This window comes from Shewanella sp. 10N.286.48.B5 (genome assembly GCF_002874355.2).
In the GTDB taxonomy this organism is placed as follows: Bacteria; Pseudomonadota; Gammaproteobacteria; order Enterobacterales; family Shewanellaceae; genus Shewanella.
In genome coordinates this window covers 45,264-68,483 of record NZ_MCVG02000001.1, presented here as the reverse complement: position 1 = coordinate 68,483, position 23,220 = coordinate 45,264, and the positions used below count along the sequence as shown (strand labels likewise).

The 23,220-nt window shown below is 39.7% G+C and carries 23 protein-coding genes; 11 read left to right on the top strand and 12 right to left on the bottom strand.

Annotated elements, in window-relative coordinates:
• Window positions 1-148 precede the first annotated feature (148 nt).
• The 5 genes from BCU57_RS00325 to BCU57_RS00305 all read right to left on the bottom strand — a co-directional run bounded on the left by BCU57_RS00325 (window position 149) and on the right by BCU57_RS00305 (window position 5,770).
• Window positions 149-1,633: a P-loop NTPase fold protein gene (locus BCU57_RS00325; protein WP_102438682.1), complete on the bottom strand. Its 1,485-nt coding sequence runs from the start codon at window positions 1,631-1,633 to the stop codon at window positions 149-151.
• Between the two features lie 885 nt (window positions 1,634-2,518).
• Complete coding sequence (locus BCU57_RS00320; protein ID WP_102438684.1) at window positions 2,519-3,421, bottom strand: DUF6999 family protein; 903 nt, start codon at window positions 3,419-3,421, stop codon at window positions 2,519-2,521.
• Window positions 3,414-4,097 (bottom strand): iron-containing redox enzyme family protein, encoded by a 684-nt coding sequence (locus BCU57_RS00315; RefSeq protein ID WP_102438686.1) that lies wholly within the window; start codon window positions 4,095-4,097, stop codon window positions 3,414-3,416. The genes BCU57_RS00320 and BCU57_RS00315 overlap by 8 nt, the downstream gene beginning before the upstream one ends.
• Before the next feature lie 3 nt (window positions 4,098-4,100).
• Window positions 4,101-5,201 carry a beta-ketoacyl-ACP synthase III gene (locus BCU57_RS00310; protein WP_241903525.1) on the bottom strand — a complete coding sequence of 367 codons (1,101 nt, stop codon included), beginning with the start codon at window positions 5,199-5,201 and terminating at the stop codon, window positions 4,101-4,103.
• A 2-nt stretch (window positions 5,202-5,203) separates the two neighbouring features.
• Window positions 5,204-5,770, bottom strand: coding sequence for a diguanylate cyclase (locus BCU57_RS00305; protein ID WP_102438690.1), 567 nt, complete (start codon window positions 5,768-5,770; stop codon window positions 5,204-5,206).
• A gap of 460 nt (window positions 5,771-6,230) precedes the next feature.
• On the opposite strand from BCU57_RS00305, the gene BCU57_RS00300 reads away from it, so the two are divergent.
• The 8 genes from BCU57_RS00300 (at window position 6,231) to BCU57_RS00265 (ending at window position 11,569) form a co-directional block, all read left to right on the top strand.
• Window positions 6,231-6,560, top strand: a complete 330-nt coding sequence (locus BCU57_RS00300) for a hypothetical protein (RefSeq protein WP_102438692.1) — start codon at window positions 6,231-6,233, stop codon at window positions 6,558-6,560.
• Between the two features lie 3 nt (window positions 6,561-6,563).
• On the top strand, window positions 6,564-6,743 hold the full coding sequence (locus tag BCU57_RS00295) for a hypothetical protein (RefSeq protein ID WP_413211379.1): 180 nt from the start codon (window positions 6,564-6,566) through the stop codon (window positions 6,741-6,743).
• Window positions 6,744-7,690: 947 nt separating this feature from the next.
• A complete protein-coding gene (locus tag BCU57_RS00290) occupies window positions 7,691-8,623 on the top strand; it encodes a CsgG/HfaB family protein (RefSeq protein ID WP_102440485.1) in 933 nt (310 codons plus the stop codon).
• Between the two features lie 12 nt (window positions 8,624-8,635).
• Window positions 8,636-8,995, top strand: coding sequence for a hypothetical protein (locus tag BCU57_RS00285; RefSeq protein WP_133149399.1), 360 nt, complete (start codon window positions 8,636-8,638; stop codon window positions 8,993-8,995).
• A 14-nt stretch (window positions 8,996-9,009) separates the two neighbouring features.
• A complete protein-coding gene (locus tag BCU57_RS00280) occupies window positions 9,010-9,363 on the top strand; it encodes a DUF4810 domain-containing protein (RefSeq protein ID WP_102440483.1) in 354 nt (117 codons plus the stop codon).
• 8 nt (window positions 9,364-9,371) lie between these two features.
• The gene (locus tag BCU57_RS00275) at window positions 9,372-10,049 is read left to right on the top strand and encodes a GNA1162 family protein (protein ID WP_198589318.1); all 678 of its coding nucleotides are present in this window, start codon (window positions 9,372-9,374) and stop codon (window positions 10,047-10,049) included.
• 366 nt (window positions 10,050-10,415) lie between these two features.
• Window positions 10,416-10,760 (top strand): TM2 domain-containing protein, encoded by a 345-nt coding sequence (locus BCU57_RS00270; RefSeq protein WP_102440481.1) that lies wholly within the window; start codon window positions 10,416-10,418, stop codon window positions 10,758-10,760.
• Between the two features lie 368 nt (window positions 10,761-11,128).
• Window positions 11,129-11,569, top strand: coding sequence for a PACE efflux transporter (locus BCU57_RS00265; RefSeq protein ID WP_102440480.1), 441 nt, complete (start codon window positions 11,129-11,131; stop codon window positions 11,567-11,569).
• 311 nt (window positions 11,570-11,880) lie between these two features.
• Here BCU57_RS00265 and BCU57_RS00260 read toward each other — a convergent pair whose 3' ends face one another.
• The 3 genes from BCU57_RS00260 to BCU57_RS00250 all read right to left on the bottom strand — a co-directional run bounded on the left by BCU57_RS00260 (window position 11,881) and on the right by BCU57_RS00250 (window position 15,390).
• Complete coding sequence (locus tag BCU57_RS00260) at window positions 11,881-12,993, bottom strand: hypothetical protein (RefSeq protein WP_102440479.1); 1,113 nt, start codon at window positions 12,991-12,993, stop codon at window positions 11,881-11,883.
• A 416-nt stretch (window positions 12,994-13,409) separates the two neighbouring features.
• Window positions 13,410-14,366, bottom strand: coding sequence for a GGDEF domain-containing protein (locus tag BCU57_RS00255; RefSeq protein WP_102440478.1), 957 nt, complete (start codon window positions 14,364-14,366; stop codon window positions 13,410-13,412).
• 268 nt (window positions 14,367-14,634) lie between these two features.
• Window positions 14,635-15,390, bottom strand: a complete 756-nt coding sequence (locus BCU57_RS00250) for an outer membrane protein OmpK (RefSeq protein WP_102440477.1) — start codon at window positions 15,388-15,390, stop codon at window positions 14,635-14,637.
• 452 nt (window positions 15,391-15,842) lie between these two features.
• Between BCU57_RS00250 and BCU57_RS00245 the strand changes: the two genes are divergently transcribed.
• Window positions 15,843-16,928, top strand: coding sequence for a GGDEF domain-containing protein (locus BCU57_RS00245; RefSeq protein WP_157936463.1), 1,086 nt, complete (start codon window positions 15,843-15,845; stop codon window positions 16,926-16,928).
• A 249-nt stretch (window positions 16,929-17,177) separates the two neighbouring features.
• Window positions 17,178-17,765, top strand: a complete 588-nt coding sequence (locus tag BCU57_RS00240; protein ID WP_102440475.1) for a NapC/NirT family cytochrome c — start codon at window positions 17,178-17,180, stop codon at window positions 17,763-17,765.
• A gap of 187 nt (window positions 17,766-17,952) precedes the next feature.
• Here BCU57_RS00240 and BCU57_RS00235 read toward each other — a convergent pair whose 3' ends face one another.
• Window positions 17,953-19,224, bottom strand: coding sequence for an MFS transporter (locus tag BCU57_RS00235; protein ID WP_102440474.1), 1,272 nt, complete (start codon window positions 19,222-19,224; stop codon window positions 17,953-17,955).
• A gap of 393 nt (window positions 19,225-19,617) precedes the next feature.
• On the opposite strand from BCU57_RS00235, the gene BCU57_RS00230 reads away from it, so the two are divergent.
• Window positions 19,618-20,136: a hypothetical protein gene (locus tag BCU57_RS00230; RefSeq protein WP_102440473.1), complete on the top strand. Its 519-nt coding sequence runs from the start codon at window positions 19,618-19,620 to the stop codon at window positions 20,134-20,136.
• A gap of 243 nt (window positions 20,137-20,379) precedes the next feature.
• Here the strand turns inward: BCU57_RS00230 and BCU57_RS00225 are convergent, their stop codons facing one another.
• The 3 genes from BCU57_RS00225 to BCU57_RS00215 form a co-directional block, all read right to left on the bottom strand.
• Window positions 20,380-20,751, bottom strand: coding sequence for a HopJ type III effector protein (locus tag BCU57_RS00225; protein WP_102440472.1), 372 nt, complete (start codon window positions 20,749-20,751; stop codon window positions 20,380-20,382).
• A gap of 92 nt (window positions 20,752-20,843) precedes the next feature.
• On the bottom strand, window positions 20,844-21,500 hold the full coding sequence (locus tag BCU57_RS00220) for a cupin domain-containing protein (protein ID WP_102440471.1): 657 nt from the start codon (window positions 21,498-21,500) through the stop codon (window positions 20,844-20,846).
• A gap of 228 nt (window positions 21,501-21,728) precedes the next feature.
• Window positions 21,729-22,718 carry a cytochrome-c peroxidase gene (locus BCU57_RS00215; protein ID WP_102440470.1) on the bottom strand — a complete coding sequence of 330 codons (990 nt, stop codon included), beginning with the start codon at window positions 22,716-22,718 and terminating at the stop codon, window positions 21,729-21,731.
• Between the last annotated feature and the right edge of the window lie 502 nt (window positions 22,719-23,220).

Sequence of the window (23,220 nt, the reverse complement as noted above, 5' to 3'; positions counted from 1 at the left end):
CCCCTGAGCCTTAGCCATCATCCTGATGGCTACACGGCATTTTCATCTGCGTATTTCAGCAACTTGGAATGGGGGTTATTGAAGACTGCGGCGGTGTTTGGCTTAGTTTACTCTGAACCAACAACTACTGACTAAACAAGTATTTTGATTATTCATCAAACGCAACTGCGTACTCAACCCACTCTATATAGTTCTTTTTCGTAGCTTCCAATCGAATAAACTGTAAATGTAATTTATTTCTCAATGATTGGTCATCTACACTATAGCTTTGATTACTCTGCAGATCCCTCTCTATGGCATCTCTTTCTCCGCTATTACCAAGAGAAGAATACTGGCTCATAATATTTAGCAACTCGACTAACTTTAAACTGAATGTGCCCCCCCCATCAATAGCTACAAAAATGCTTGAATTATCACTGTGGAAAGGAAAACTAATTCGCTCTAGATTAGCTTCACTTACCTTAGTATGTAATTTAGAAGAATCGACATATGTCGTCCAACATTCGTACACTTCGTAGTACTTATCTCTAAGAGCAAACAATATTAAAAGTAAGTAGGGATTCATTCTTTTCGGTTCACTACTAAGCACAGCTAAAAACTTATCGGCGAGTTGTTCCGTTTCCCTCAGTGATAAATTAAAGCGACTTGCAACTATAGATACTAAATTACAAAGGTTGCCCTGTTCCCGAATTACTGGGGTATATCTCTGCCAATTACTTTTAACTTCATAGTTTTCACCAATCGTATGCTTAACAAACTCATACCGTGAACTTTCACTTAATGAGTAACGACGACGAAAAAATCGCCCTAAATATGTTTGAGCGTCAAACCCTTCACCGTAAACAGCCTTAACTGCATGTTGAAGCTGCTCTGTATCTGTCGCCACAACAAAGACTATATTTTCCAACTCAAAGAAGTGCTTAATAACTTCCAACATCTCTACAGCGTAGCTTGGGCGGCAACGATCTAATTCATCGATAAATATAAAAGCAGGTAGTTGTAAGTTTTTTTGTGGGTCAATAGCTCGAATTAAAGATTTAATATTTTGACGTAAGTTGTCAACTGTCTTCAATTTTTCATTGTGATCATCAACTAAACATTTAGATAATTTAGCTCCTATATCAGCACTTAGATTATATAAGTCAGTATCAGGTTTTTGCTTAGCATCTGGCTCAACATCATCAACATTCATACCTGTAGCTTTTTTGATCAAACCTTTCATTAAGATTGGTGCTGCAGCCTTAAAATATCGAGCCGCTTTAGTTGTTAATTCGATAGCTTCTTTGTTGCCATCAGGCAGGAGTTTCTCAAGCTCATCAATAATAGATGAAACGACTGTCAGCATAGGGTCATCAGAATAGTCCTGCTTCCATGCATCAATATAGACAACAGGGTGAGTACCTTTGATACTGTGCATCCAACGATTGATGAAGTATGTTTTCCCAGCTCCCCATTGAGCGTTGAGATTTAAAACATAACCTTTCTGAGAAGAGTTATCGACTAGGTAATCATGTAGAAACTTAGCATATCGGCCTCTATTTAAAGTGTCAGTTGGAAAAAGTTCAACAGACCCCTTTGCAGAGTTTTGATCTATAACAGGTTCATTCCACTTAAAATTAATTTCGTTTCCCATCTGTATTTCCACAATAAATTAAGCACTTAGTCACACTATAATAGAGTAAGACATAGTGTCATAGTTTTTGCGTAATGAGTTAGAGAAGTGAAAACTAAATCTAAATCCCATCAATTCAAATGAAGTCAGACGCTGGAGATTCCCCGTTGGAAGTGTCCGAGTGCGTTAAGTGAATTGACGTGAGCTCGGCATGGATGCCGAGATAGCCTCAGTTGAGCCATGGATGGCGAATCTGAGGCGGTAGTCAATTCACTTAAATAGCATAAGGAATAACACTTCGTCGGGGCGCTGGGGGTTATCCAAAAGGGGAACAAGCGCTTTTCCCCTTTTGGTCTGGTGTGGGCGAAGCGCCACGACTTACTTTGGCCGTAAGGCCACATTTGGCGAGGCATGGTTGCCCCACCAAAAGCGTTAGCTATTTTCAAAATACACTAAGGATAACAACTTCGTCGGGGCTGCGGGGCCAATGTTTACAGAGAGTAAGAGGGTGTCGCAGTTCCCACCCCCTTTTTGGCCGCACTCTTTACAAAGTATGAGGCGAAGCGCCACGACTTACCTTGGCCGCAAGGCCATAAAAGAATAGTAATAAACCTAATCATAAAACCCATTTCCCAAAAAACAATTACATGGCCCCACCCCAAGCAGCTAAGTTCGCCAACATTTTTAGCATGGCTGACACCATAACCACTCTGTGAAACTTGATGTTCTATTGAATTCTAATTACACAAAACTAAGGTACGTTAGCCCTGTGCCCCCCCCTGCACTAGCTTTCGTTTTAGCCCTATTGTTCATCACTTTACTGATGAACAATATGACCAGTATAAGACAGGACTGATATGAGGTAGGACTGATAAAAATAGCAGCCTAAAATCGTTTAGCTTCATGCTACTGAAGTTCAGTTGTTTTTCTTAGCTGCTCTAGTTCTGCATATAAATACTCAGTAAAAAAACCATGCATTAAAAAACGCTGGCTTAGATTCCAAGGGCCAACTAAGTAATGTGGGTATTTGTTGTAGGCCATTTCAACGATCTCAGGCTTATCAATAATGCGGCCAATGCGAATAGCAATTGACTGGTCGAGGTTAAAGCCATTAATAGCGTCTCTATATTCATCACGCTTAAGCAAAAAGCAAAATAAGCACATAAACAACGCATGGGCTGTTTCAAAATCAATCACTTGAGTACGTTTTCGCGGCAAATCAAACTCATCCATGTTTATAGTTTGCCAATGCTCCCAATTCAGCTTGGCGTGCTCTTTTGGCTGTGCATTCTTTGCATTTCCAAGTCGATAAAAAGCCTCGAATAATTCTTGGTCATGCATCACAAATGTATCGCGCAGCATATCATCGACACATTTGGGGTATAAATCGACAAATAGACTATTTGTAGAACTCGCTTTCGAGCCGCTATCTAACCGAGAACTTGCTACCTGAGAGTTATCAACATCTAATTGCTCAACAACTGAGTTTTCAGCCAAAAAGTTAAGTACATTCGACTCTGTTGAAAAGTGTCTTAAAATTAATAAATTAGCTTCTGGAGAAACCAGATGTTTGCAAAACCAGCAGATCATTTTTTGTAAAAAAGAATGACTACTAAACTGAGGCAAAGGCAAACGCTTTAAGAACCATGTTAGATGCAAAAGCATAGCAAAAAACAGCTGCAACACAGGCCTTAAGGTCCAACGGAACGGGTTTTGTAAATCTTTAATCCAAAGATCTAGTGCTGCCTGTTCTATGGGTAATGAATTATCCCTTGAAATTGCGCGAATAAATGCACTTTGACTAGCCATTATCAACCTCCTCTAACTGCAGCATATACAGTCTGGCAACCACTTTTGCCGTGCGTTCAATGGCTTTAATGGCGACATCATCAGTTGCGACCCGATCCACTAATTTATACAGTTCTTCAAGGTGATGTTCATCGTTTTCACCGTGATAACGCATAAAACAAGTTGCTGAGCTTGGTACTTCAAGCTGCTCTTCAACTAGCTCAGCCCACTTATTCGCCATTTTGTTTCCAAGCCCTTCAATGATCCACATAGCACCAATGAGATCTATTGGGTTTTCTTGACTGGCACGGTACATAAGGAAGCCATGTAATGCTTCAGAACCGATATTTTTACTGGCATTTTGTATCACTTCTGCTTCACCACCAGTGGCAACATAATCGCTTTCAAGTAGCATAAAATCTTTATGTTCATCTTTAGCGTGAGCAATCACAATTGAGCGCACATCGGAGTAATCACGATTAAAGCTTGATGCACAGCGAGTGATCCAACGCGATCCCTCAATCACCTGTTGGCGCAAATTAAGCAGCAGCTTTTGGTAATCTTGATGACTTAACCGACCTTGTTCTAATCGTTTCACAATGGGCACTTTAGACAAAGCTAAGTCAAAATCGAACCAGATTTTAAGTAACGATTGCAAACATGCTTGGCCTGTAGGTGTTAATATTTGCTCTGACATTGATTACTCCACCACAGTTAAGTGCATATAAGCACAATTAAATCGGCCACTTTCTGGCACCATACAAAATAACGTTTCGCCAGCGGCTAAAGAATGCGTTGCTAAGAATTCATCGAGCATAATGAAAATTGAAGCGCAGCCAGTATTACCTCGCTCATACAAATTGGTGTACCACTTTTCTTCAGGAATCGACACCCCAGCAACACCAAGCATATCGACTATTTTGCTTTTGAAATAAGCGGAAGAAAAATGACATAACACATGATCGATCTTATCAACGCTAAACATTTCATCCTGAATTAGCTTCAAAAACCCATTGACACCGACTGACACAATATTATCAAGCAAGCGGACATCTTGACGTAATAACAAGGCTCCTGCTTGTTCTGCCTCGCTGTAAGTTGCAAAGTCTTGCCAGCTTTTATCGCTACCTTTTGCCGTACCAACAGACATGCAAACCGGATATACATCGGCGTGAGAAAAGCTTTTTATCCAATCAATACGTAAACTTTTACCCGTCTTACGTGGCTGATTTTCTAGTAGTAACGCCCCTGCACCATCGGATAACATCCAACGCAGAAACTCGGCATTAAAATCAATTACATCACCTTTCACTTGCTCATACCGGGTGTGCTTAAATAGCCGAGAGGCAAGTTCACTGGCAATCACTAACGCATTGGTAGACTCTTGCGCTTTAATATTGGTGAAAGCTGATTTAAGCGCCATCATACTGCTTGAGCAAATTCCATGGCTGGTTTGCAATTCTACATTAGAGATATCTAACTCAGCCTGCACCATGCTGCCAAAGCCAGGTAATACTAAATCACCTTGGCTTGTGGCCACACTGAGCATTTCTACTTGATTAGGCGAAATGAAACTGGCATCTAAACAGTTTTGACCTGCATGAGCAGCCATCTCACTATTTGATATTTGCGTTTGTTGTTGCTGGTTAATGGCATAGTGACGAGTTTTGATGCCATTTGATTGTAAAATTTTGCGCTTTAGTCGACTCTTTTTGCCATTAACTAAGCCAAGGATGTTTTCTATTTCATCATTATCGATGGCGGGGCCGGGAAGATAATGCCCGGTACTATTAATATACACACTCAACTTACAGCCCTCTTTCGCATTGCCACACGAATACAACGAATATTTTCTTCTATATACGGAAATACACACACTACGGCCATAAAACTCAAATAGCTGACTAAGTAAGCACTGCCACCATGGGGTGTTGCCACAGGTACAAGGTCCATATTCCCTTGCCAATTTAAACTAATTAAATTAAGGAATTGCGGCCAGTTGATAATAATAATAGTGATTAACATATACATAGGCAGTGTGCCAAGATAGTTATGGGCATGCATCTCCCAAATAGAGATTTCTCGCTTAGGCGAGGCATACCTAACATCGGCATGAGCAACCACCTCATGTAAGATCCAAGTGAACAAGCTAATAATTAAGATGAGTACATTGACGTAATACATAAGACACAGTATTAGCGGAATGCCGATTTGGATCCCCATGAGTGAATGCATGAAGCTTTCTTTTACGCCTGAGGTAAGTTCAATTTTTGTCGCGCGGTGGCAAAACCAATCTGCCAAGCCTGCTATCCCCCATATTGGCAATAGCATGAAAAGCAAAAAGTTAACAAGCAGCTGTGACGTATCCATGTCACCAATTCCTTTTGGTCAATATTGTAAATAAGGTCAAAACACTAACACTTATAGCCTGAATTGTAAGTACTTTTCAAGCACTGCGTTAAGAACTAAACATGCCACCCATTATTAAAAAGTATTGGAGACTGCTACGTGTTTGGATTTAGTTTACTCTGATCCAACATATTTCAGATGTCACTTCCTACCCTAATAATATCACCACTTCTTAAGCTATTTTTGTATTTGCGGTTTGCCAATTAAGAGTTAGCTAAACTCACTACTTAGGTGGTTAAAATGACTAATTGTTTATTTATTACACAGGTGCGAATTGAATATGTTTTGATTTGTTTTTGATTTTCTTTTGATTAAAACCATTTGAAATCGATTTAAATCAGGCATTTAAACGACCATTTTAAAACTTGGCACGCAGCTTGTAATAACCTAGGTGTACCCCATAATTGAAAAGGAAGACACCATGTTTAACTCAACCTCAAATACAAATTTAGTAGCTCGTTCAGCATCTACAAAAACTAACCGTACATTTAAAAAATTAGCGTTAATTGCCGTTATTGCAACAGCAAGTATTGGCGCTCAAGCAAATGAATTGAGTAGTGCTGATGTCGTGAGTGCATTAGAAACACGTTTTACTGAAGCAACCACAGAAATGCTACAAACTGCGAAACAAGAAATTACTTTGAATCTGCATAGTAAAATCGCAGAGCAACTATTTGAGCTAAGTACCTCTCTTGAGTTGACTGAATCAGTAACAGAGCCAGATACAGCATTAGTAAGTAATGAGGACTAATGAATGGATTTAATGATGTTACTTAATTTAGCAGACCCATTAACCACAATGCTTCTGCTTCCCGTTATCAGCTTTATTGTGTGTTCGTTGTTGATATACGGGTTGCAGTGGTACCAATTTAGAAGCATCAATGCTATTTCCAAAGAGTTTGTTTCACTGGAGATGGCGGGAGAAACAGCATAACTTAACTGATGTATAAAAGTGTTTAAAAGCAGATGACAGCCTAAATCTAATAATAATTTCGTAAATATGTAACAACCATTTTGTCTAAAAAATCACTTAATAGTAGGTTTATACGCTTTGTTGACTTGCTTGTAATTGTTAATTCATCCTGTATAAACTTGAGCTTTCACAGTTTATAAAATCATTAGCACTGTGCTCAATTAAAAGGTCTAAATCGGAGCTCATAAATTCAAGGTGACACTGAAAGACATAAACAAAATCAGAATAACTAACTATTTACCTTGGGCAACCCGCACTGACCAGCCACACTTTTTATGCCTAACGTTTAGCCTTTTAGGTATCGGTTATTATTCTAAAATCGCAGCTTCATGGTTATCAATTGCCTGCCGTAGGACTTCATGAAAGCACAGCTGTGATACGCTGCAAGTTCATCCAATAAAGCTCCGCCATAACAAATAACATCCATCATGTTAAACGGCCTGTTCGACATCCATACCTCTCGCCCAGAGCGTTTCACACAGTGAAACTTCGCCATCTCATGGACGGTCACCGCCGCGCTTACACCTGATATTCTATCTCTTCGATTTAGGTTTATTTTAAGCAACGAAAAATTTCACTCTGAGCCTGAAAGATCCTAACGAATTTATTGAGTTATGGAAAAAATACTTTAAATAAGATATTGTTTCAGAATTGAAAGCAATGTTGGCAATCGGTAGGCGAATGGTTTCAAAGGTAGGGTGGCCCAGTTGGGATAACTCAACAAATATGTCCACCGCTCACAAAAATACCTTAAAAATAAATTTTACAATTACCATATTAATTAATAGCTAAAATTAATAAATTACGATCTATTTTATGCTAAAAAATTCAACATTGAATATTCAATAGTAAGCCCAATTATCGCTCTCTGGGTCATTATTTACATATTAAAATTAAAAGAGAAAAAAATGAAAAAAAGGAATATTTTCACATTTTCGGTCATGGCATTGTTTTGCTTTCATGCACCGACATTTGCAACAGGGTTAGATGCAACCTCTGCATCTAAAAATACTTCAATAGAGTCCACACAAACCTTCTTAAAACGTAAAGTTGCTATAGCAAGATTTTCCAATGAAACCCAAGCAGCAAACAGTTTCCTAGTTGACAGTTCAAACAATCGAATAGGTAAGCAAGCAGCTGATATTCTGAGTGCACGACTTGCTGATACAAATAAATTTATCATGTTTGAGCGCCTTGATAATGAAGAGGTCAACTCGGAGAACATATTAAAAGGTATAAGCGACAGCGGTGTTTCTGTTGATTATTTAATCGTTGGTTCAGTCAGTGAATTTGGCCGTTCAGCAGAAAGCACTACGGGTTTATTCTCCCAATCAAAATTACAAAAAGCATATACCAAAGTGAATGTACGCCTAGTTGATGTTGTAACAGGAAGAATTATAAGCTCTGTTGAAGGCGCTGGCGAAGCGACAACAGAAACGAAGAAAACCCTTGGTGCAGGTACTTCAGCTGCATTTGATCAAAGCTTGACTGACAAAGCATTGTCACAAGCCATTTCTCAAATGATAAGCAACCTCGTAGAAAACATGACGGCTAAACCATGGAAATCATTTTTCTTATCAAATGAAGATGGCACGTTAATCATTTCTGGTGGTGAAGCTCAAGGGCTTACAGCAGGAATGGAATTGGTCATTTACCAAAATGGAAAGCAAGTCAAAAATCCTCAAAGCGGTGGTGTGATTACTTTACCAGGGAAAAAAATCGGCAAGGTAACAGTCCAATCAACCTATGGTAACGATGAATTTGAACAGATCTCTTTTGTCGATATTGTTGAAGGTAGCATTACTGATGAGCTATCAAAATATTACCTTTCAGATAAATAACTCGAGGCTTTCATGAGAACACTAATATTTATTTTCCTAAGTTTTTTTCTAATGGCATGTGGTTCTAACGTCCAGCGAAGCCAAACAGGCCTAGAGCATGAACAGCAGGTCGTCATTATTGCAGATGTTTTAGTTGGCAATTCAATCACGGTAGCCAACATCAATAATCACATGATTAATGGCAGTGATTTAACCCCATATTCTACGGGTGTTGTAGGTGCTGCTGACGCTGAAGATGAAAACCGTCAAATCCTCATTATCAAATTAGATAAAGGTTCACATAAGTTGTTAATTAAGAACTCAGCTGGAACCATACTTTACTCTAAAGATATCTACCTTGCAGATGGTCAAGTACGAACCATCAGATTTTAAAAGGAAATCAATAAATGCTAACTAAAACAAAATATTTATTCATTATTGCCATAACATTCATGTTTACAGGCTGTGCTTCGGTAACCGAAAGTGGCTACTACTGGGGAAGCTATTCTGAAACTTATTATGAATACATTAAAGCGCCTTCAGAGCAAAGTGTCACCAACCATCTCAATGAACTCAATGACATTGTTAATGTGTCAGAGAAAAAAGGCTTAAAGGTACCGCCAGGGATATATGCAGAAATAGGCTACATTACTGCTAAGCGAGGAGACAAGGATAGCAGTATCAATTATTACCGCCAAGAAGCTGAATTGTACCCAGAATCCAAAGGCTTTATTGAACGTCTAATAACAGATCAAAAATAGGAATGAACATGCGCATATTAATTTCAATTACTCTTGTTTTTCTCATGACTGGTTGTGCAGCGACTACGACGACTAAGGAGGCTGCATTTCCCGAAATGTATTCTGATGTGAATCGTCAAACAATGTTAATCGTGCCCGTTATTAATGAAACAACAGCCGCTGAAGCACCAGATTTTCTAAATGCAACAGTTGCCCAACCTCTAGCCGATAAAGGCTATTATGTTTTACCTGTACCTATTGTAAGCAATATTTTCAAGGAAGCAGGAATCATTGATGGCACACAACTACAAGGGATCCCTTTTTCTACTTACAAAGATAAGTTTGGCGCTGAGTCTGTACTATTTATTAAGCTGAAAACATGGGAAACCAATTACATGGTCATTGCTGGCAATGTGACTGTTGGTATGGAATACGTACTAGTTTCAGCAGAAACAAATAACGTTTTATGGTCGTACCAAAACACATTCGTGTTAGATACTTCTGGCTCTTCAGGCAATTTAATTGCCGACATCATCGTTACAGCAATCGCCACAGCAGCAACTGATTACGTACCAGTGGCAAGACGGGTTCACGCCAACGCCGTAACAACTCTTCCTGTAGGTAAATACCACCCTAATTACTTAAAAGATGGAAAAGTAAAAAATGTTATCCCAGAACTCGCCACAGCCCCAGTAGAGAGATTCTAACGAGAGCCACAAAGTGACCAATCAATAGGTCGATATAGAATAAACATAGTTCCCTAAAACAAAAGGCGACCCTAAGGTCGCTTTTTTAATATTTAAATGCCAACCAAAGCCAGCTACCCTGCTTGAATGCTAGAAGAGTGATTAGATTGTTCGCTATTTTCAAAATACACTGAGGATGACTGATGTGAAGTGTTCAAGTTAATCACCTATCAAAAAAGCATTTGTAAATCCGCTAGCCTTTGCCTAGAGACCTTAAAAGCTTATTAGATTTTGGCTTTATTTTCGTTTTGTGAACTATGCACCTTTGTTCAGCGCACACTTGTACCCATAATGCCTTATCAGCGATATTGACCATTGGAGTTTGCGATGCAACAGATTAATTGCCCACAGTGCAGCCAAAAAATCGACCTTAACCAAGTGACTTGCCCACAATGTCATGCCGCGCTAGGTTTAGATGCCCTCGGTGGCGTCGACCCAGATGTTCGCATCAAAAATCAGAAGCTTGCAATATGGTTTAGTGTGCTGTTTGGAGGCTTAGGTTTGCATAAATTCTATTTAGGTCAGTATCTCAAGGGTAGCTTGTACTTAGTGTTTAGCTGGACACTGGTGCCTATGGTAGCTGGCTGGGTTGATGCGATTCGCACCTTGAAAATGAGTCCATTTAGTTTTCAGCAGCGTTACTCACGTAAAGCGAGTCAGTACTCCGCTTAACTAAAACTAGCTTATCCTCCTAAATGAGTAGGGAGTTGCATATTGCTCCCTATTTATAAAACTCGATTTATAAAATCCTATTGAATAGCTTCCTATTAATAATGCCACAGTCTCGTGAGCTTTAATGATTTAAGACGTCAACGATGACATCGCTAAGCCACATTAACGCCGGGGATTTCTCATAGGTTTAGTGTGAAACTTCTTTTGCAAAAGGCTGAAAATCCCCCTTACTGGGCTGCTACAACAATATTCCAAGCTGTTTTACATTTTATCTATCACTTTTTAAGGTAGTCACTCACTTTATTCTTTTGTCATTAATGATAACTTTAGCAACCAAGAACCACTACCCAACAGAAATGAGAATGACCATGAACACCAAAGAGCGCATTTTTCACAGCGTATTATTTGAAGCGATTGCTTTAGCATTTGTTATCGGCGCCGCAACTTTATTTACTGATGCGGGCCCAAAGTCTGCTACAGGCTTAGCGGTAGGCTTATCGCTAATTGCAATGAGTTGGAATTATGCATACAACTTAGGCTTTGACCATATATTTGGTCATAACCGTATTAAACGCACCCTTAAAATGCGCTTAGGTCATGGTCTAGGTTTTGAGTTTGGTCTTATTTTTGCCACACAGCCCTTTATGATGTGGGTGTTGCAGTTAGATTTCTGGACGGTGTTTATGATGAACATTGGGGTGGTGGTATTCTTCTTGATATACGCGATTATATACAATTGGTGCTATGACCAACTTCGAGCGCGTATTGTCTCCGCTCGCGCTGCAGCCAATAATGCTGCCGTCAGTTAAGCTAGCCCAGCTTTAGGTATATGAAACGATACTTAGGTTAATCCCAAGTTCGTCAAATAAAGCAATAATACTAGAGTGACAGTCTATATCGGCGTTAGGTGCTAGGAGTTAAGAATTAAGAATTAAGAGATAGAATCTAGAGTCAAGAGCGACAGAGTTCGCTCTTAACCTCATGCTGAAAGATGCACTGAATAGGCTTAACAGTCCGTTTTGATTAATGTTCCCGCTGTGTTAATAGCGCCTGTTACGCCATCTAAAATGACGATATAGGCATCTAACTCGACACATGCGATGAAGAATAAACTTTATTGTTATTGAACCTCAGTCAGTGGCATTTCTAGCGCCCCACCATTGCCTGCTTTAACCACCTTATAAACACCAAGGGTACATATTGGCAGCACATAAACACATGCAAATCCGTAAGACATCAAGCTGTAACCTTTACCTATGAGATCGACAATGCCTATGGTGCCAAGCAATGCAGCCAATGACACTGTACCGAAGGCGATGAGCGCTCTTAACCAAGGCTTTGCATTAGCCTCATCACTGGTGGCAGGGATACGTTCAATAACACTTTGCACTAAGCCGACACCGGTTTCGATAAGCGTGCCAAACAAAGCGATGATAAATAGCATTAACAGCCAATCGGGGGCAAATTGCTGGATCATCCAATAATTGGGCAGCGGTTTATCTAATACATCAGGATAGCCAACGCTGTAACTTAAGTGGAACAGCAACGCCGGGATCATAATAGCAACTGCGGCAATCGCAGCTGACACGAAAGCCTGCTGCCGAGTTACAATATCGCGGGTAGAAAATAATAACCCTGGGGCAATCGCCAAGTTATACATCGCATACAATGCGCCGCCAAACCACCAGCTTGGCTCAATATCCGTTAGCGCAGTAGCGGCTAATAAATCCGTATCAGATTGGCCAACCACAATGACGAAATAAGTAATAAATACCCCGTACATCAGCACTGACCACAAGGCTAACGCCTTCTCAACCACCAGTCGCCCAAAAAGCACAAACAAAGCCACCAATATTGGCATTAAAATTAGCCCTATTGTGGCAGGCACATCAAAGCGCTCTTGCAAAGTGTTACCCGCAGCGGCGCTCACCACCCCCAGCACTAACAAAAACAGTAAGATGTATAAGATTTCAAATACAACCCAAAAAGGCCCAATTAATTTCTTAAAGAAATGGCGATAATCATAAACCTTAAACACCCGTGCAAATTCAAAGGTTATTCCTAATACTATTGCAAAAATTACCGTTGCCGTGCATATGGCTAATACGCCTCCCATTTGGCCGTATTGGGTAAAAAACTCGATAACCTCTCTGCCCGTCCCATAACCACCACCAATAAGCACTGACAGAAATACCGCTGCGGGGATAAAATAAATCTGTATTACCTTAATCATGTTTGAGTCCATTATTATTTTATGAGTCAGTTGCAGCTTACTTTCTCCGTCTTAAGTTCAACTTTGTTATCGAGTTCTCGTTAGCACAAGAACTGCTAAGCTAAATTTTTATTATTTTTTAATCACATATTTTAAGGTAAACATCATTTAACCTTTATGCAACAACTAGCGTTATTGATAAAAAGCTTAATCTGCGAGACAGTCTGTAACCCTCCCTTGAACTCAATAATTTTGAAGCTAGTCTGCTAAAACGATGGCATGTGGAGTATGGCGTAAGGTGTGTGGGTTAAGGTTTATGGAGTAAAGATTGAGGAATAAGTTTGTTCAGCCCGAAATACGAAAGCGATTGTATGAAAAGAATACCTCAGAAAACGCTATCGTCCTGCTTGTTATAAGTTTGCGGTCATAGCGCTAAATTAACCGCAAACTTGATTACGGCCGTTATTTTTAGCTTGATACAAAAGTTCATCAGCTTCATTAATGAGTGCGCGTAAGCTTTGCTTCGTATAACAACTCACCCCACAGCTAATGCTAAGATGAACAAGTTGCGAGTCGAGTTTAATTGGCGTTGAAGCAACAGCCTCACGAATATCGTTAGCAATGACGAGCATGTCATGTTTAAAATCGTGCTCATCATTAGAGCGGCTAGCAACAGTATCGCTAAGAGGCGCTTTGATTAATAGAAGAAACTCTTCACCGCCCCATCGAATTACTGTAGTTTCAAGCGAATTTGATTGCTTAATAATGGCAGCGATATGTTGCAAGGCCAGATCTCCAACGCCATGACCGAATTGATCATTTACACGTTTAAAGTGGTCAACATCCAGCATGATCACCCCAAATTCAATTTCGCCATTTACCGCTAATACCATGTTTTCTACCGCGATAGCCGCGCCTTCACGGCGATTATAAAAGCCTGTTAAGTCATCAAAAGTGGCATGTTGAGTCAATTTGGCTTCTAAGGCTTTTTGTTCGGTTACATCGAATATTACTCCGATTAAACCAGCCACATTACCTTCCGCATCAAAAAAGCTGGTTTTGTGAAATTTTACAAACACAATATCTCCGCTATTGGTGCGAATTTCTTTTTCATAAATTTGCACCCCAGGATTATCAAACAAGGCTTGATCCGCTTGTTGGTAACTATCCGCCAAGGCTTTATCAAACAATTGATATACGCTAAACCCCACCAGTTGTTGTCTCGATATTTTTATGAAGTCTTCAAAAGCCCGATTACAGCCCAAATAAACCCCATTCACATCTTTGTAAAAAATCGGCACCGGAAGCGTATCAATCGTAAACTGCAAAAGAGGGTTATCCGCGCTAAAAAACACCAATAAATCGTGTGGAGCTAAGGGGTTTGTTAAGGCCATATCTACTCACTAGTAAAAAATCATGCTCTTTGAGTATAGACATGTTAGCTAACACTTTCCTCAAGCCTGCAATTAATGGCAATTTAGCAGTCCGTTAAAAACTAAAATGTTTAGGGCTTATTTATGGGCAACTATTAGAGGGGATGTCAGGGGACAAAATGAATGATTGGAGTGTCACTGGATAATTAAAATATAATCATTAACAACAAAACTCAGGGGGATCTGACTGTGACTCCCCTGATCGCTTAGCAATGTTCAACTCGCATATTTAAAAGTGGTACTTTACCAATAAGCTAGTCACATTTTGATTGGTATTAAAGCCCGAGCTGCTCTTAATACCGTACTTGTTTTTCCAATAGTCATATTCAATACCCACATAAAGTGCACTATCTCGCATACCGACTTGCTTACCTAAATCATATTTAAGTTGTGGATTGAAATGAAAGTTCTTTTCATAACTGCCATCAGAATCAACTACCCAATCAATAAAACCATCAAATACGATATTTGAATCGCCTACAGGCCAGGTGACTTTCCAGGCAGGGGTGATTTGCCAAGTATCACCATCGCGGCCATCGGGGAAGCGGCGATACATATTAAGCTGAAAAAAATCAAAACCAGGAATGGCTAAATCAATACCTGCACCAATTAAAAATGATTCAACATCGCCTTCGCCAAACTCAACGGTGGTTGCTAGCAGTACATCTTTAACAACCCCCATTTCAACCGGTTCACCAAGCATTTTACTGAAGCTAAAGCGCGGGCTAAATTCACCATAATAGGCGCTTTTACCGTTTAAAAAGTCTTCTTCACCATTGTATTTAGTGAAATCGACAAACATAAATAAATCGCCAACACTCCAACCGCTAACATGTTCAAAAGTCAGTGTTTGTTGAATTTCAGGATTAACCTTAAAGTCGTCACCATATAGGTAAGTTAAACTATTGTCTTGCCACTGAACCACGTCATTGGCAGCAGCAAATGGTGCGTAACTCGCTAACAAGGCTATAAGCAGGCGTTTCATATTACATCCTTTTAAATAAGTTTAATTGATATAAGCCATTAAGGGATTGGCCTTGAATGATTTCAGCATTAGTGCAATAGGTTTCTCATAAGGTAACAGCGTATTATGATCCTTGCTGTGATAACAATTTTATCGCTTTCGAGTCGATATCAGAGTGTCTATCACAAGCGACATCAATAGTAATGCAATAACAACGGTGGAGATTATGCCAGTAACGTTTTAGATACTTAAGCGTTACATTGCCAAATTGCTTGATAAGTGAATTCTGAATCAAGGACTTGTTAAAACAACAAGCTCCAGTACAAAAAGCGCCGCTACACTAGTTGTGCTATGTCGATGATATTATTGAGACTATAAAGACTTGTTTCGCCATTAACGATTTGTGCTAACATCAAATGACCATACTATTTATATTGATATTAAACGAATTAATGACACAAAGGCCAATATGCTTGGGTAACAAACATACCAACACCATAGGCAACACGTCTTTAAGCCTTTTTCAATTTAGGCTATTGGTCATTATTGGCACGGCTTTACTTGGCAGCTTTATGATTGCAGATTTAGCCCTAGTACCTGATGCCGTAAGCGATATATACATCACTTCTCGTTTATACCTGCAGTTGCCTGTCTGTATTACTTTTTTGTTAGCCTCTTTTCACCCGCAATTTTCGAAGTTCTACCAAATGGCGCTTGCCGTCACCATGCTGTTGCTCACCTTTATCAACTATTGGTTAATACTAATGTGTTGGCAAATGGAAGCCTTTGCCTTTCCTTATGAAGGCACTGTTATGTATAGCTTATTTACCCTATTCGTATTTCGTATGTCATTTAAATATTCTGTACCTTATTCATTAATAGTGCTGATTGGTTTTGCCAGCATCGTACTCACAGAGCCTATTTATGGTAATAAAACGGCCGTCAGTTTAGGTTTTGTTGTCGTAGGCTTGATTGTTGGCCTGCTAGGAGTATTACAAATAGAACGGGCATTAAAACAGCTGTCAAAAGCTAATAAAAAATTGAATCGATTAAGTCAGATAGACCATTTAACCGGTATTTATAATCGCCGGACTTTTGAAGCACGCTTTTCAGAGCAACTCAGTTTGCAAAACAGATCAGGAAATTGTATTTGTGTATTTATTATCGACCTTGATTATTTTAAAGGTTACAACGATGGCTATGGTCACGTAAAAGGAGACAATATTATTAAGTTACAAGCCAGTAACTTAAAAAAAGTCTTCCGTAGATCATCTGATATTGTCGCCCGATATGGCGGTGAGGAGTTTGTGGTGGTTTCAACGCAAGTGACGCAAGAGCAATGCCTTGAACTTGCCAATAACATCATTAACCAATGGCGAGATTTAAAAGAACCCCACGGCAAAGTAGCAGGGCAGCATTATGTCACTTGCTCAGTTGGATTCTATTTAGAGCAAATTAATCAGCTATCAGACAAAATCTCTATGGTCAAAAAAGCAGATAAAGCGCTTTATCAAGCCAAAGAACAAGGCCGTAATTGCTTTGTCCAATACACGCAATAAACACTACCATTAGGTGGTAGGGTATTAATACTAAAGATCTATTTTTACAATGATTCATAACTACGGCAAGCTTAAAACACATAAACTAAGCTCTATAAAGCACCCAATTTTTGTGTCATTCACTTCTGCAAAAAAACCAAATTATAAGTACCACTTAGGTATTATTCAGCTATATTTATAGCTCTAGTTCATTTACCTCACATCATTTGCACCACTCAATTTGCCCCGATATTCCAATAAGGTGATTCAATGGAGAAATTAAAAGCATTATTAGGTACTGTGTGGCGAGTAATTAAAAAACCCAGCATTCACTACAGCCTAGGCTTTTTAGTTATCGGCGGCTTTATAGCGGGTGTCATATTTTGGGGGGCGTTTAATACTGCATTAGAAATGTCGAGCACTGAAGAATTCTGTAGTAGTTGTCATCAAAATGTTTACGAAGAAATGAAACCTACCATTCATTTCACCAATCGCAGTGGTGTAAGAGCGACTTGTCATGATTGTCATGTGCCCCATAAATGGACCGATAAAATTGCCCGAAAAATGCAAGCGTCTAAAGAAATATGGGCAGACTTAGTCGGCACCATTGATACCCCTGAAAAATTTGAAGCAAAACGTCGTGAGCTTGCTGGACATGAATGGCGTCGATTAAAAGCCAATAACTCACTTGAATGTCGAAATTGTCATGAATACGATTATATGGACTTCACTCGCCAATCAGATAGGGCAGCTAATATGCACTCAAAGTATTTAGAGAGCGGCGAACAAACCTGTATTGATTGCCACAAAGGTATTGCCCATCAACTACCAGATATGGAAGGCGTAGAAGGCTGGTAACTTTATCCTCCAAAGACGGTTATATATTGCGATAAGATGAACATGTATGACCACCGTATACCAAAGGTATATCACCAAACACACTGGAATATAGGTAATCACTGCCGTTAATCATATAGAACAGCGCAAATTAAACACGACGCCACTATCTCGACAAGTAGATAAACAGTAAACCCACTTTAGAGGGCTAACTCAGTTTCATTTCGGCAATATTGGGTCGAGAAAGTCTGGTTAATATCCGATAAAGATAGATAACCACAACACATAAAACCGCCCCTATCATAAATAGCCACGGGCCTCCGAATAGGTCAAGAATGATCCCTCCTCCTAACGGCGCCATGGCAAAACCAATTTCACTAAATGAAGCTGCGCCAAAGTAGGCACCTCGAAGGTGTTGCGGCGCTAATCGATCAATATGTACATTCATGGTCGGAAATAAAATCGTCTCAGCAAGACTCATCACCACCACGGCCCCTATCCAGCCCCAAAAAAGGTCTACTGGATTTAAAGCTAGCCAAACTTGTGAGCACATTAATAGAATTAATCCAAATTGAATTCGCTGAATTAAACTATATTTAGCCATCAGTTTTAATAAGATAAACTGCGTAGAAATGATCACTAATGCATTGGTAAAAATCATACTCGATATCAAAGCCAATAAATCAGGTGCCCCTGCGCGAGTTAAGTATTGAATCAACGAGCTGTCCATTTGCGAGTAGATGAACATGCATAAAGTATTGGCCAATATTAGACATTGAAACAATTTATCTTGTTTTAAAATGGCAAAAACTTGCTGGCGAGTCTCTTTTGCAACAGGCTTTGTTACACCCGAATGAGCCTCTTTATCAGCGGTATTTTTAGCGGAATCAATATTTGATTGATGACTAAAACCCCAATAAAGCATTATCAGTAACACCACAAAGGCACCGGCTGTTATATAAAAACTCGATTGCTTACCCGTTAGTCCTAACCAAATGCCAAGCATAGGCCCAACAGCGCAGCCGACATTGACGATGAAATACAATGATTGCATCGCCAATTCCCGTGTTTGCTTATCATGGATTATGTCACCGATAACGGCAGAGGTGAGCGGTCGCCATATCGAGGTCGCGATTGAACATAAGGTCATCACCACCACATAACCATTAACGCTGTCGACTTGTGCTAGCAATGAAAATGAAATGATATAAAGCACACCAGTCATGTACATCAGTTTGTGCCGACCAATACGATCTGACAATGCACTACCGATAAAACTGGTGAATACAGACACCAATGCAGCACTGGATAAAATCAATCCCACTTCTGTGGCACTTAACGCAAACCTGTCATATAAAATGACCGCGAGAAACGGCCACACCATATAATAGCTGCCACGAGTAATAAACGAGCCAAACAACAATATCCACATGAGTAATGGAAACTGCTTAACACGGGCTATAGAAACATCGCTTTGCATTGTAAAACCTTTAAAGGAAAGCCTAAAAGAAGTGATCTTGACCAAATCTAAAGAGTTGGCGCCTTTAAAGCAACAATTGCGTAACAAGATGCGCTGGTTATTACGAATACAGCCGTGTTTGCATAGCGGACTCTAAAATGGTCAAGCAAATTAAAAATAATAAAGAGCAATTCTATTAAATTAAGCTGAACGCCTAGGGGCATGATGAAAATAGCTTAAAAACTTAATCTTATTTATCCCTTCCATCGACAGTTTATAATGACCAATAATTGACACTAATGGGGGATATTGTTAATTTACTTGTCAGTGACGAAGTGAGGCTTTAATTGCATAGTTTTAAATGCTTAAACCTTATTTTGCTTAATGGATTATAAACACACAAGGGAATGCCCAATGAAAAAAATACTGCTATGTGCATGTATATTAGCTATGACTGCCTGTAAAACTACTGATATCCGTAATATTGCTGACTCAGTTTCAGACATTGCCGGAGCGGCACAAGGTAACTCAACGAGTGTACCAACTAACCAAGCTTATTCGCACCCGACTCAGCAATACGCAAAAACAAGTCAAACATTCCGTATAACCAAACCGACAAAAATGAACCCTGAAATTGGTCAAATTCGTCCATTACGCACAGAAAAAAACCCTCAAGGCATGACCAAGGTTCGATTCGAAGCCTATCACCTTGATAGTGGTGCGCCGATGCAGAGCAATCAATACCTTTATCAGGTTTCAGCCGAAGGGTGGTTGAGTGAAGAACCATTCGTGAACTTTAATTCAAAATTAGTCACCATCAATAGTGGTAATTACTATATCAAGGCACAGGCCGATACCGGTAAATTTTATGCTTCTGGAATGGTGACTTTAGAGCGCGGCGTAACCAATATTGTTAGTTTTGATCTTCAATAAGTAAATTTAAAAATTGGCGGGTATTAAGTCCTTTCAAATTAGGCCTTATTTTATCAATCAACAATTTTGCCAAAACTTGAGCTTGTAACAATTAATGACTTACGAGCTTAGAAAAATCATTTAAGGGCTAATACCTTTTCAGCCCTTACATGATTCAATTCATTAAACCACTTTAATTTCAGCAATCATTGCTACATGCTTCCCACAATTGCGCCGACATTCATTAGCAAAAAAGTGCAAAAATCAAGCTTTCAGCACTAATGCCACTTGGCTAAACTCAATCCCTTGCCAACCATTAAGCATAAATTGACGAATGTTTTGATGATCACTGCCCTCTGGGGTGGCTAATACATCAGCATAGAATTGGCTAAACAAGCGCAGCGTTTGAGGCTGGGTTAAATGGTGAATTTGCGCAAACGAAAACACCTTACAAGAACCTGAGTTTTCGCCAGCGTCATTAGCTTGTTTACCATTAGTAAAAGCGCTTGGAGTGAAATCATAGTGAGCATCGATGATTGCCATCGTGTCTTCAAAGCGAACGGGTTCAGCAGTTGTTTGAGACAGTGTTTCGATAAAGCTAACAACATCAGCTTGAGTATTTGTCAGTTCAGTCATGTTAAATCCTGTATTGCTGTCATAAACAGTGTGAAAAATCCTATAAACATCATATAAAAAGATTAACCCATCGTCCTTATAAAATGCGTAACTTACTCATCCTGCAGCAAATGGCCCACTTTCACCCAAATCAGCGTATCTTGTTCAACATAGGGATTATGCTGACTTAAATGCGGGCTGCGGATCCAGCTGCCTGCTGGATATCGACCTAACTCGTCAATAAACTCACCGCTAATGACGTATATCTCTTCGCCGCCAAAATGACGATGAGGTTGAAACTGGCATCCTGCTGGCCAAAACACTAATGCTGCCGACTCGGTTAAATGCTGATGCAGCGGCATCACCTTTAAATCACCTTGGCCAGCAGACCATGGTGTATTGTTAGTATCAATACGAATTTGAGCGCTATCGGAGGCTTGAAATTGATGTAGCTTTACCAGTAACTCGCAGCCATGTTCACTAAATGGTGCATGACTAAAGCCTTCAGGGTTACGAATATAACTGCCAGCGGGATAATCGCCGCTTTCATCTGAAAACACCCCTGATAACACTAATATCTCTTCACCTAATGGATGCGGGTGCGATGAAAAACTTGCTCCAGCGTCATACTTCACCACACTGGTCGCATGACCACGTTCAGCTTCTTCTCTGGCCAATCGTTTACGCCACACTCCTTGAGCTGGGCTTTTGTCCCATTGAAGTTTATTGGTATCAATTACAACCCGTTGACTAAAGTCCATGTTAAGCATTATGAGTTCCTGCTATTTTTTATATCAGTGTAATAGGACTTAAACTAAATGAATAGCGCACACTTAAATAGCGGGGAAATAAAAAACCTGCACTATTACTAGCGCAGGTTTTGAGGGAGTTGCAGATAATGTTCAGCTAGGCGTAAAGTTAAGCTGAAGTGTTATCGCGACTTCAATACTGTTTAAACGCCGCTATTATTAAAAGGCATTATTATTTAAACGGCACTATTATTTAAACGGCACTGGACGCGGTGTATTCGCATTTGAAGGCGGTAAAATCGGCAACATAATTTGTGGCTGCTCACCGGTTAAACTGTTCAAAAACTCAACCATTTGTGCAGTTTCTTTAGCTGACATTTTCTGGCCTAGTTGAATGTCGGCCATGGTATTAACCGCTTCATCTAGGTTCCATACGCTACCATCATGGAAGTATGGGTAGGTAAGCTCAATGTTACGTAAGGTTGGTACTTTAAAGACGAACTTATCAGCTTCTTTACCGGTAACCCCTTTACGCCCTTCCGCTGGATTGTCTGTGTGGAATGGTTTAATTAAGCCCATTTTCATGTACATAGTGCCGCCAACCGCTGGGCCGTTATGACACGCGACACACCCTTTGTCTTTAAATAACTGATAACCCGTTTGTGCATCTGCAGAGATGGCTTTTTTATCGCCTTCTAAATATTTATCAAATGGGCTATTTGGCGTCACTAAGGTTTTTTCGAATGTCGCTATGGCATCTGTAATACGGTCGATGTTGACTTCATTTGAACCATAAATGTCATTAAAACGCGCAACATATGCAGGCATTGAAGCGATAGTATCTACTGCTAAATCATGGGTATAACCCATTTCTTTTGGATTATCGATAGGACCTGCAGCTTGATCTTTTAAAGTTGCAGCACGACCATCCCAAAATTGCGCCAGCATATAATCAGCGTTTAAGACTGTAGGCGAGTTTATTGGACCTTGTTGCCACTCATGACCAATTGAGGTCGGCAGTGCATCCACACCACCAAGGGACAAGTTATGACATGAGTTACATGAGATAAAACCAGACATTGATAGACGTGGCTCAAAGAAAAGCATTTTACCTAGCTCAACTTTTTCAGGCTCGGTGATCACCGCAGGCATAATGACTTCAATGGGCTCACTGGCCTGAGAAGTTGAAATAGAAAAAATCGAAGCTAGCATTACAGCAACGGTGGTCAGCTTAGTCATAATAAATAACCTTGTTCATAGTATGGTTTAATGGCAAGCATCTTAATTGTTCTATATCTTAGGTTAAAACGGTAAAATCCGATTAAGTCCATCGCAATCGCAAATTCTATTTATGCGGCTTAAGTCACTGTTTATTTTTAAAAATAAGATAGGTTAACGAACCATTCGATTAAATTAAACCTGCACACCACCAATAGCGATTAAGATTGCTGTAGATCACATCCTTTTGTATCAAACACTGCGCCAATATTGATACAAATGACTTTTTACAGGTGTAATATCGCGATAAAAAATGCAGCTTATTCTTGCCTATTAAGCTCCATCACTCCTTAAAGCTGATTTTCTCGCCCATATGGCTTAGCTATATTATTTACCGAAGTTAAGTATATAGGGATTTACTGACGCATATGGCAATACACTTATAACTCTTGAGTGTAACGATTCGTGTTACTGCCAGTTAATAAATCAGCCAACAACGTACCTGCTATGGCTTAGCATTTGT

Excerpts from the sequence above, each read along its gene's own strand:
- BCU57_RS00235 (WP_102440474.1), bottom strand. The coding sequence starts at position 19,224 with ATGCAAAGCGATGTTTCTATAGCCCGTGTTAAGCAGTTTCCATTACTC.
- BCU57_RS00220 (WP_102440471.1), bottom strand. The coding sequence starts at position 21,500 with ATGCTTAACATGGACTTTAGTCAACGGGTTGTAATTGATACCAATAAA.
- BCU57_RS00325 (WP_102438682.1), bottom strand. The coding sequence starts at position 1,633 with ATGGGAAACGAAATTAATTTTAAGTGGAATGAACCTGTTATAGATCAA.
- BCU57_RS00285 (WP_133149399.1), top strand. The coding sequence starts at position 8,636 with ATGAGAACACTAATATTTATTTTCCTAAGTTTTTTTCTAATGGCATGT.
- BCU57_RS00250 (WP_102440477.1), bottom strand. The coding sequence starts at position 15,390 with ATGAAACGCCTGCTTATAGCCTTGTTAGCGAGTTACGCACCATTTGCT.
- BCU57_RS00305 (WP_102438690.1), bottom strand. The coding sequence starts at position 5,770 with ATGGATACGTCACAGCTGCTTGTTAACTTTTTGCTTTTCATGCTATTG.
- BCU57_RS00230 (WP_102440473.1), top strand. The coding sequence starts at position 19,618 with ATGAAAAAAATACTGCTATGTGCATGTATATTAGCTATGACTGCCTGT.
- BCU57_RS00320 (WP_102438684.1), bottom strand. The coding sequence starts at position 3,421 with ATGGCTAGTCAAAGTGCATTTATTCGCGCAATTTCAAGGGATAATTCA.
- BCU57_RS00290 (WP_102440485.1), top strand. The coding sequence starts at position 7,691 with ATGAAAAAAAGGAATATTTTCACATTTTCGGTCATGGCATTGTTTTGC.
- BCU57_RS00295 (WP_413211379.1), top strand. The coding sequence starts at position 6,564 with ATGGATTTAATGATGTTACTTAATTTAGCAGACCCATTAACCACAATG.
- BCU57_RS00260 (WP_102440479.1), bottom strand. The coding sequence starts at position 12,993 with ATGATTAAGGTAATACAGATTTATTTTATCCCCGCAGCGGTATTTCTG.
- BCU57_RS00280 (WP_102440483.1), top strand. The coding sequence starts at position 9,010 with ATGCTAACTAAAACAAAATATTTATTCATTATTGCCATAACATTCATG.
- BCU57_RS00275 (WP_198589318.1), top strand. The coding sequence starts at position 9,372 with ATGCGCATATTAATTTCAATTACTCTTGTTTTTCTCATGACTGGTTGT.
- BCU57_RS00255 (WP_102440478.1), bottom strand. The coding sequence starts at position 14,366 with ATGGCCTTAACAAACCCCTTAGCTCCACACGATTTATTGGTGTTTTTT.
- BCU57_RS00315 (WP_102438686.1), bottom strand. The coding sequence starts at position 4,097 with ATGTCAGAGCAAATATTAACACCTACAGGCCAAGCATGTTTGCAATCG.
- BCU57_RS00215 (WP_102440470.1), bottom strand. The coding sequence starts at position 22,718 with ATGACTAAGCTGACCACCGTTGCTGTAATGCTAGCTTCGATTTTTTCT.
- BCU57_RS00240 (WP_102440475.1), top strand. The coding sequence starts at position 17,178 with ATGGAGAAATTAAAAGCATTATTAGGTACTGTGTGGCGAGTAATTAAA.
- BCU57_RS00265 (WP_102440480.1), top strand. The coding sequence starts at position 11,129 with ATGAACACCAAAGAGCGCATTTTTCACAGCGTATTATTTGAAGCGATT.
- BCU57_RS00270 (WP_102440481.1), top strand. The coding sequence starts at position 10,416 with ATGCAACAGATTAATTGCCCACAGTGCAGCCAAAAAATCGACCTTAAC.
- BCU57_RS00225 (WP_102440472.1), bottom strand. The coding sequence starts at position 20,751 with ATGACTGAACTGACAAATACTCAAGCTGATGTTGTTAGCTTTATCGAA.
- BCU57_RS00300 (WP_102438692.1), top strand. The coding sequence starts at position 6,231 with ATGTTTAACTCAACCTCAAATACAAATTTAGTAGCTCGTTCAGCATCT.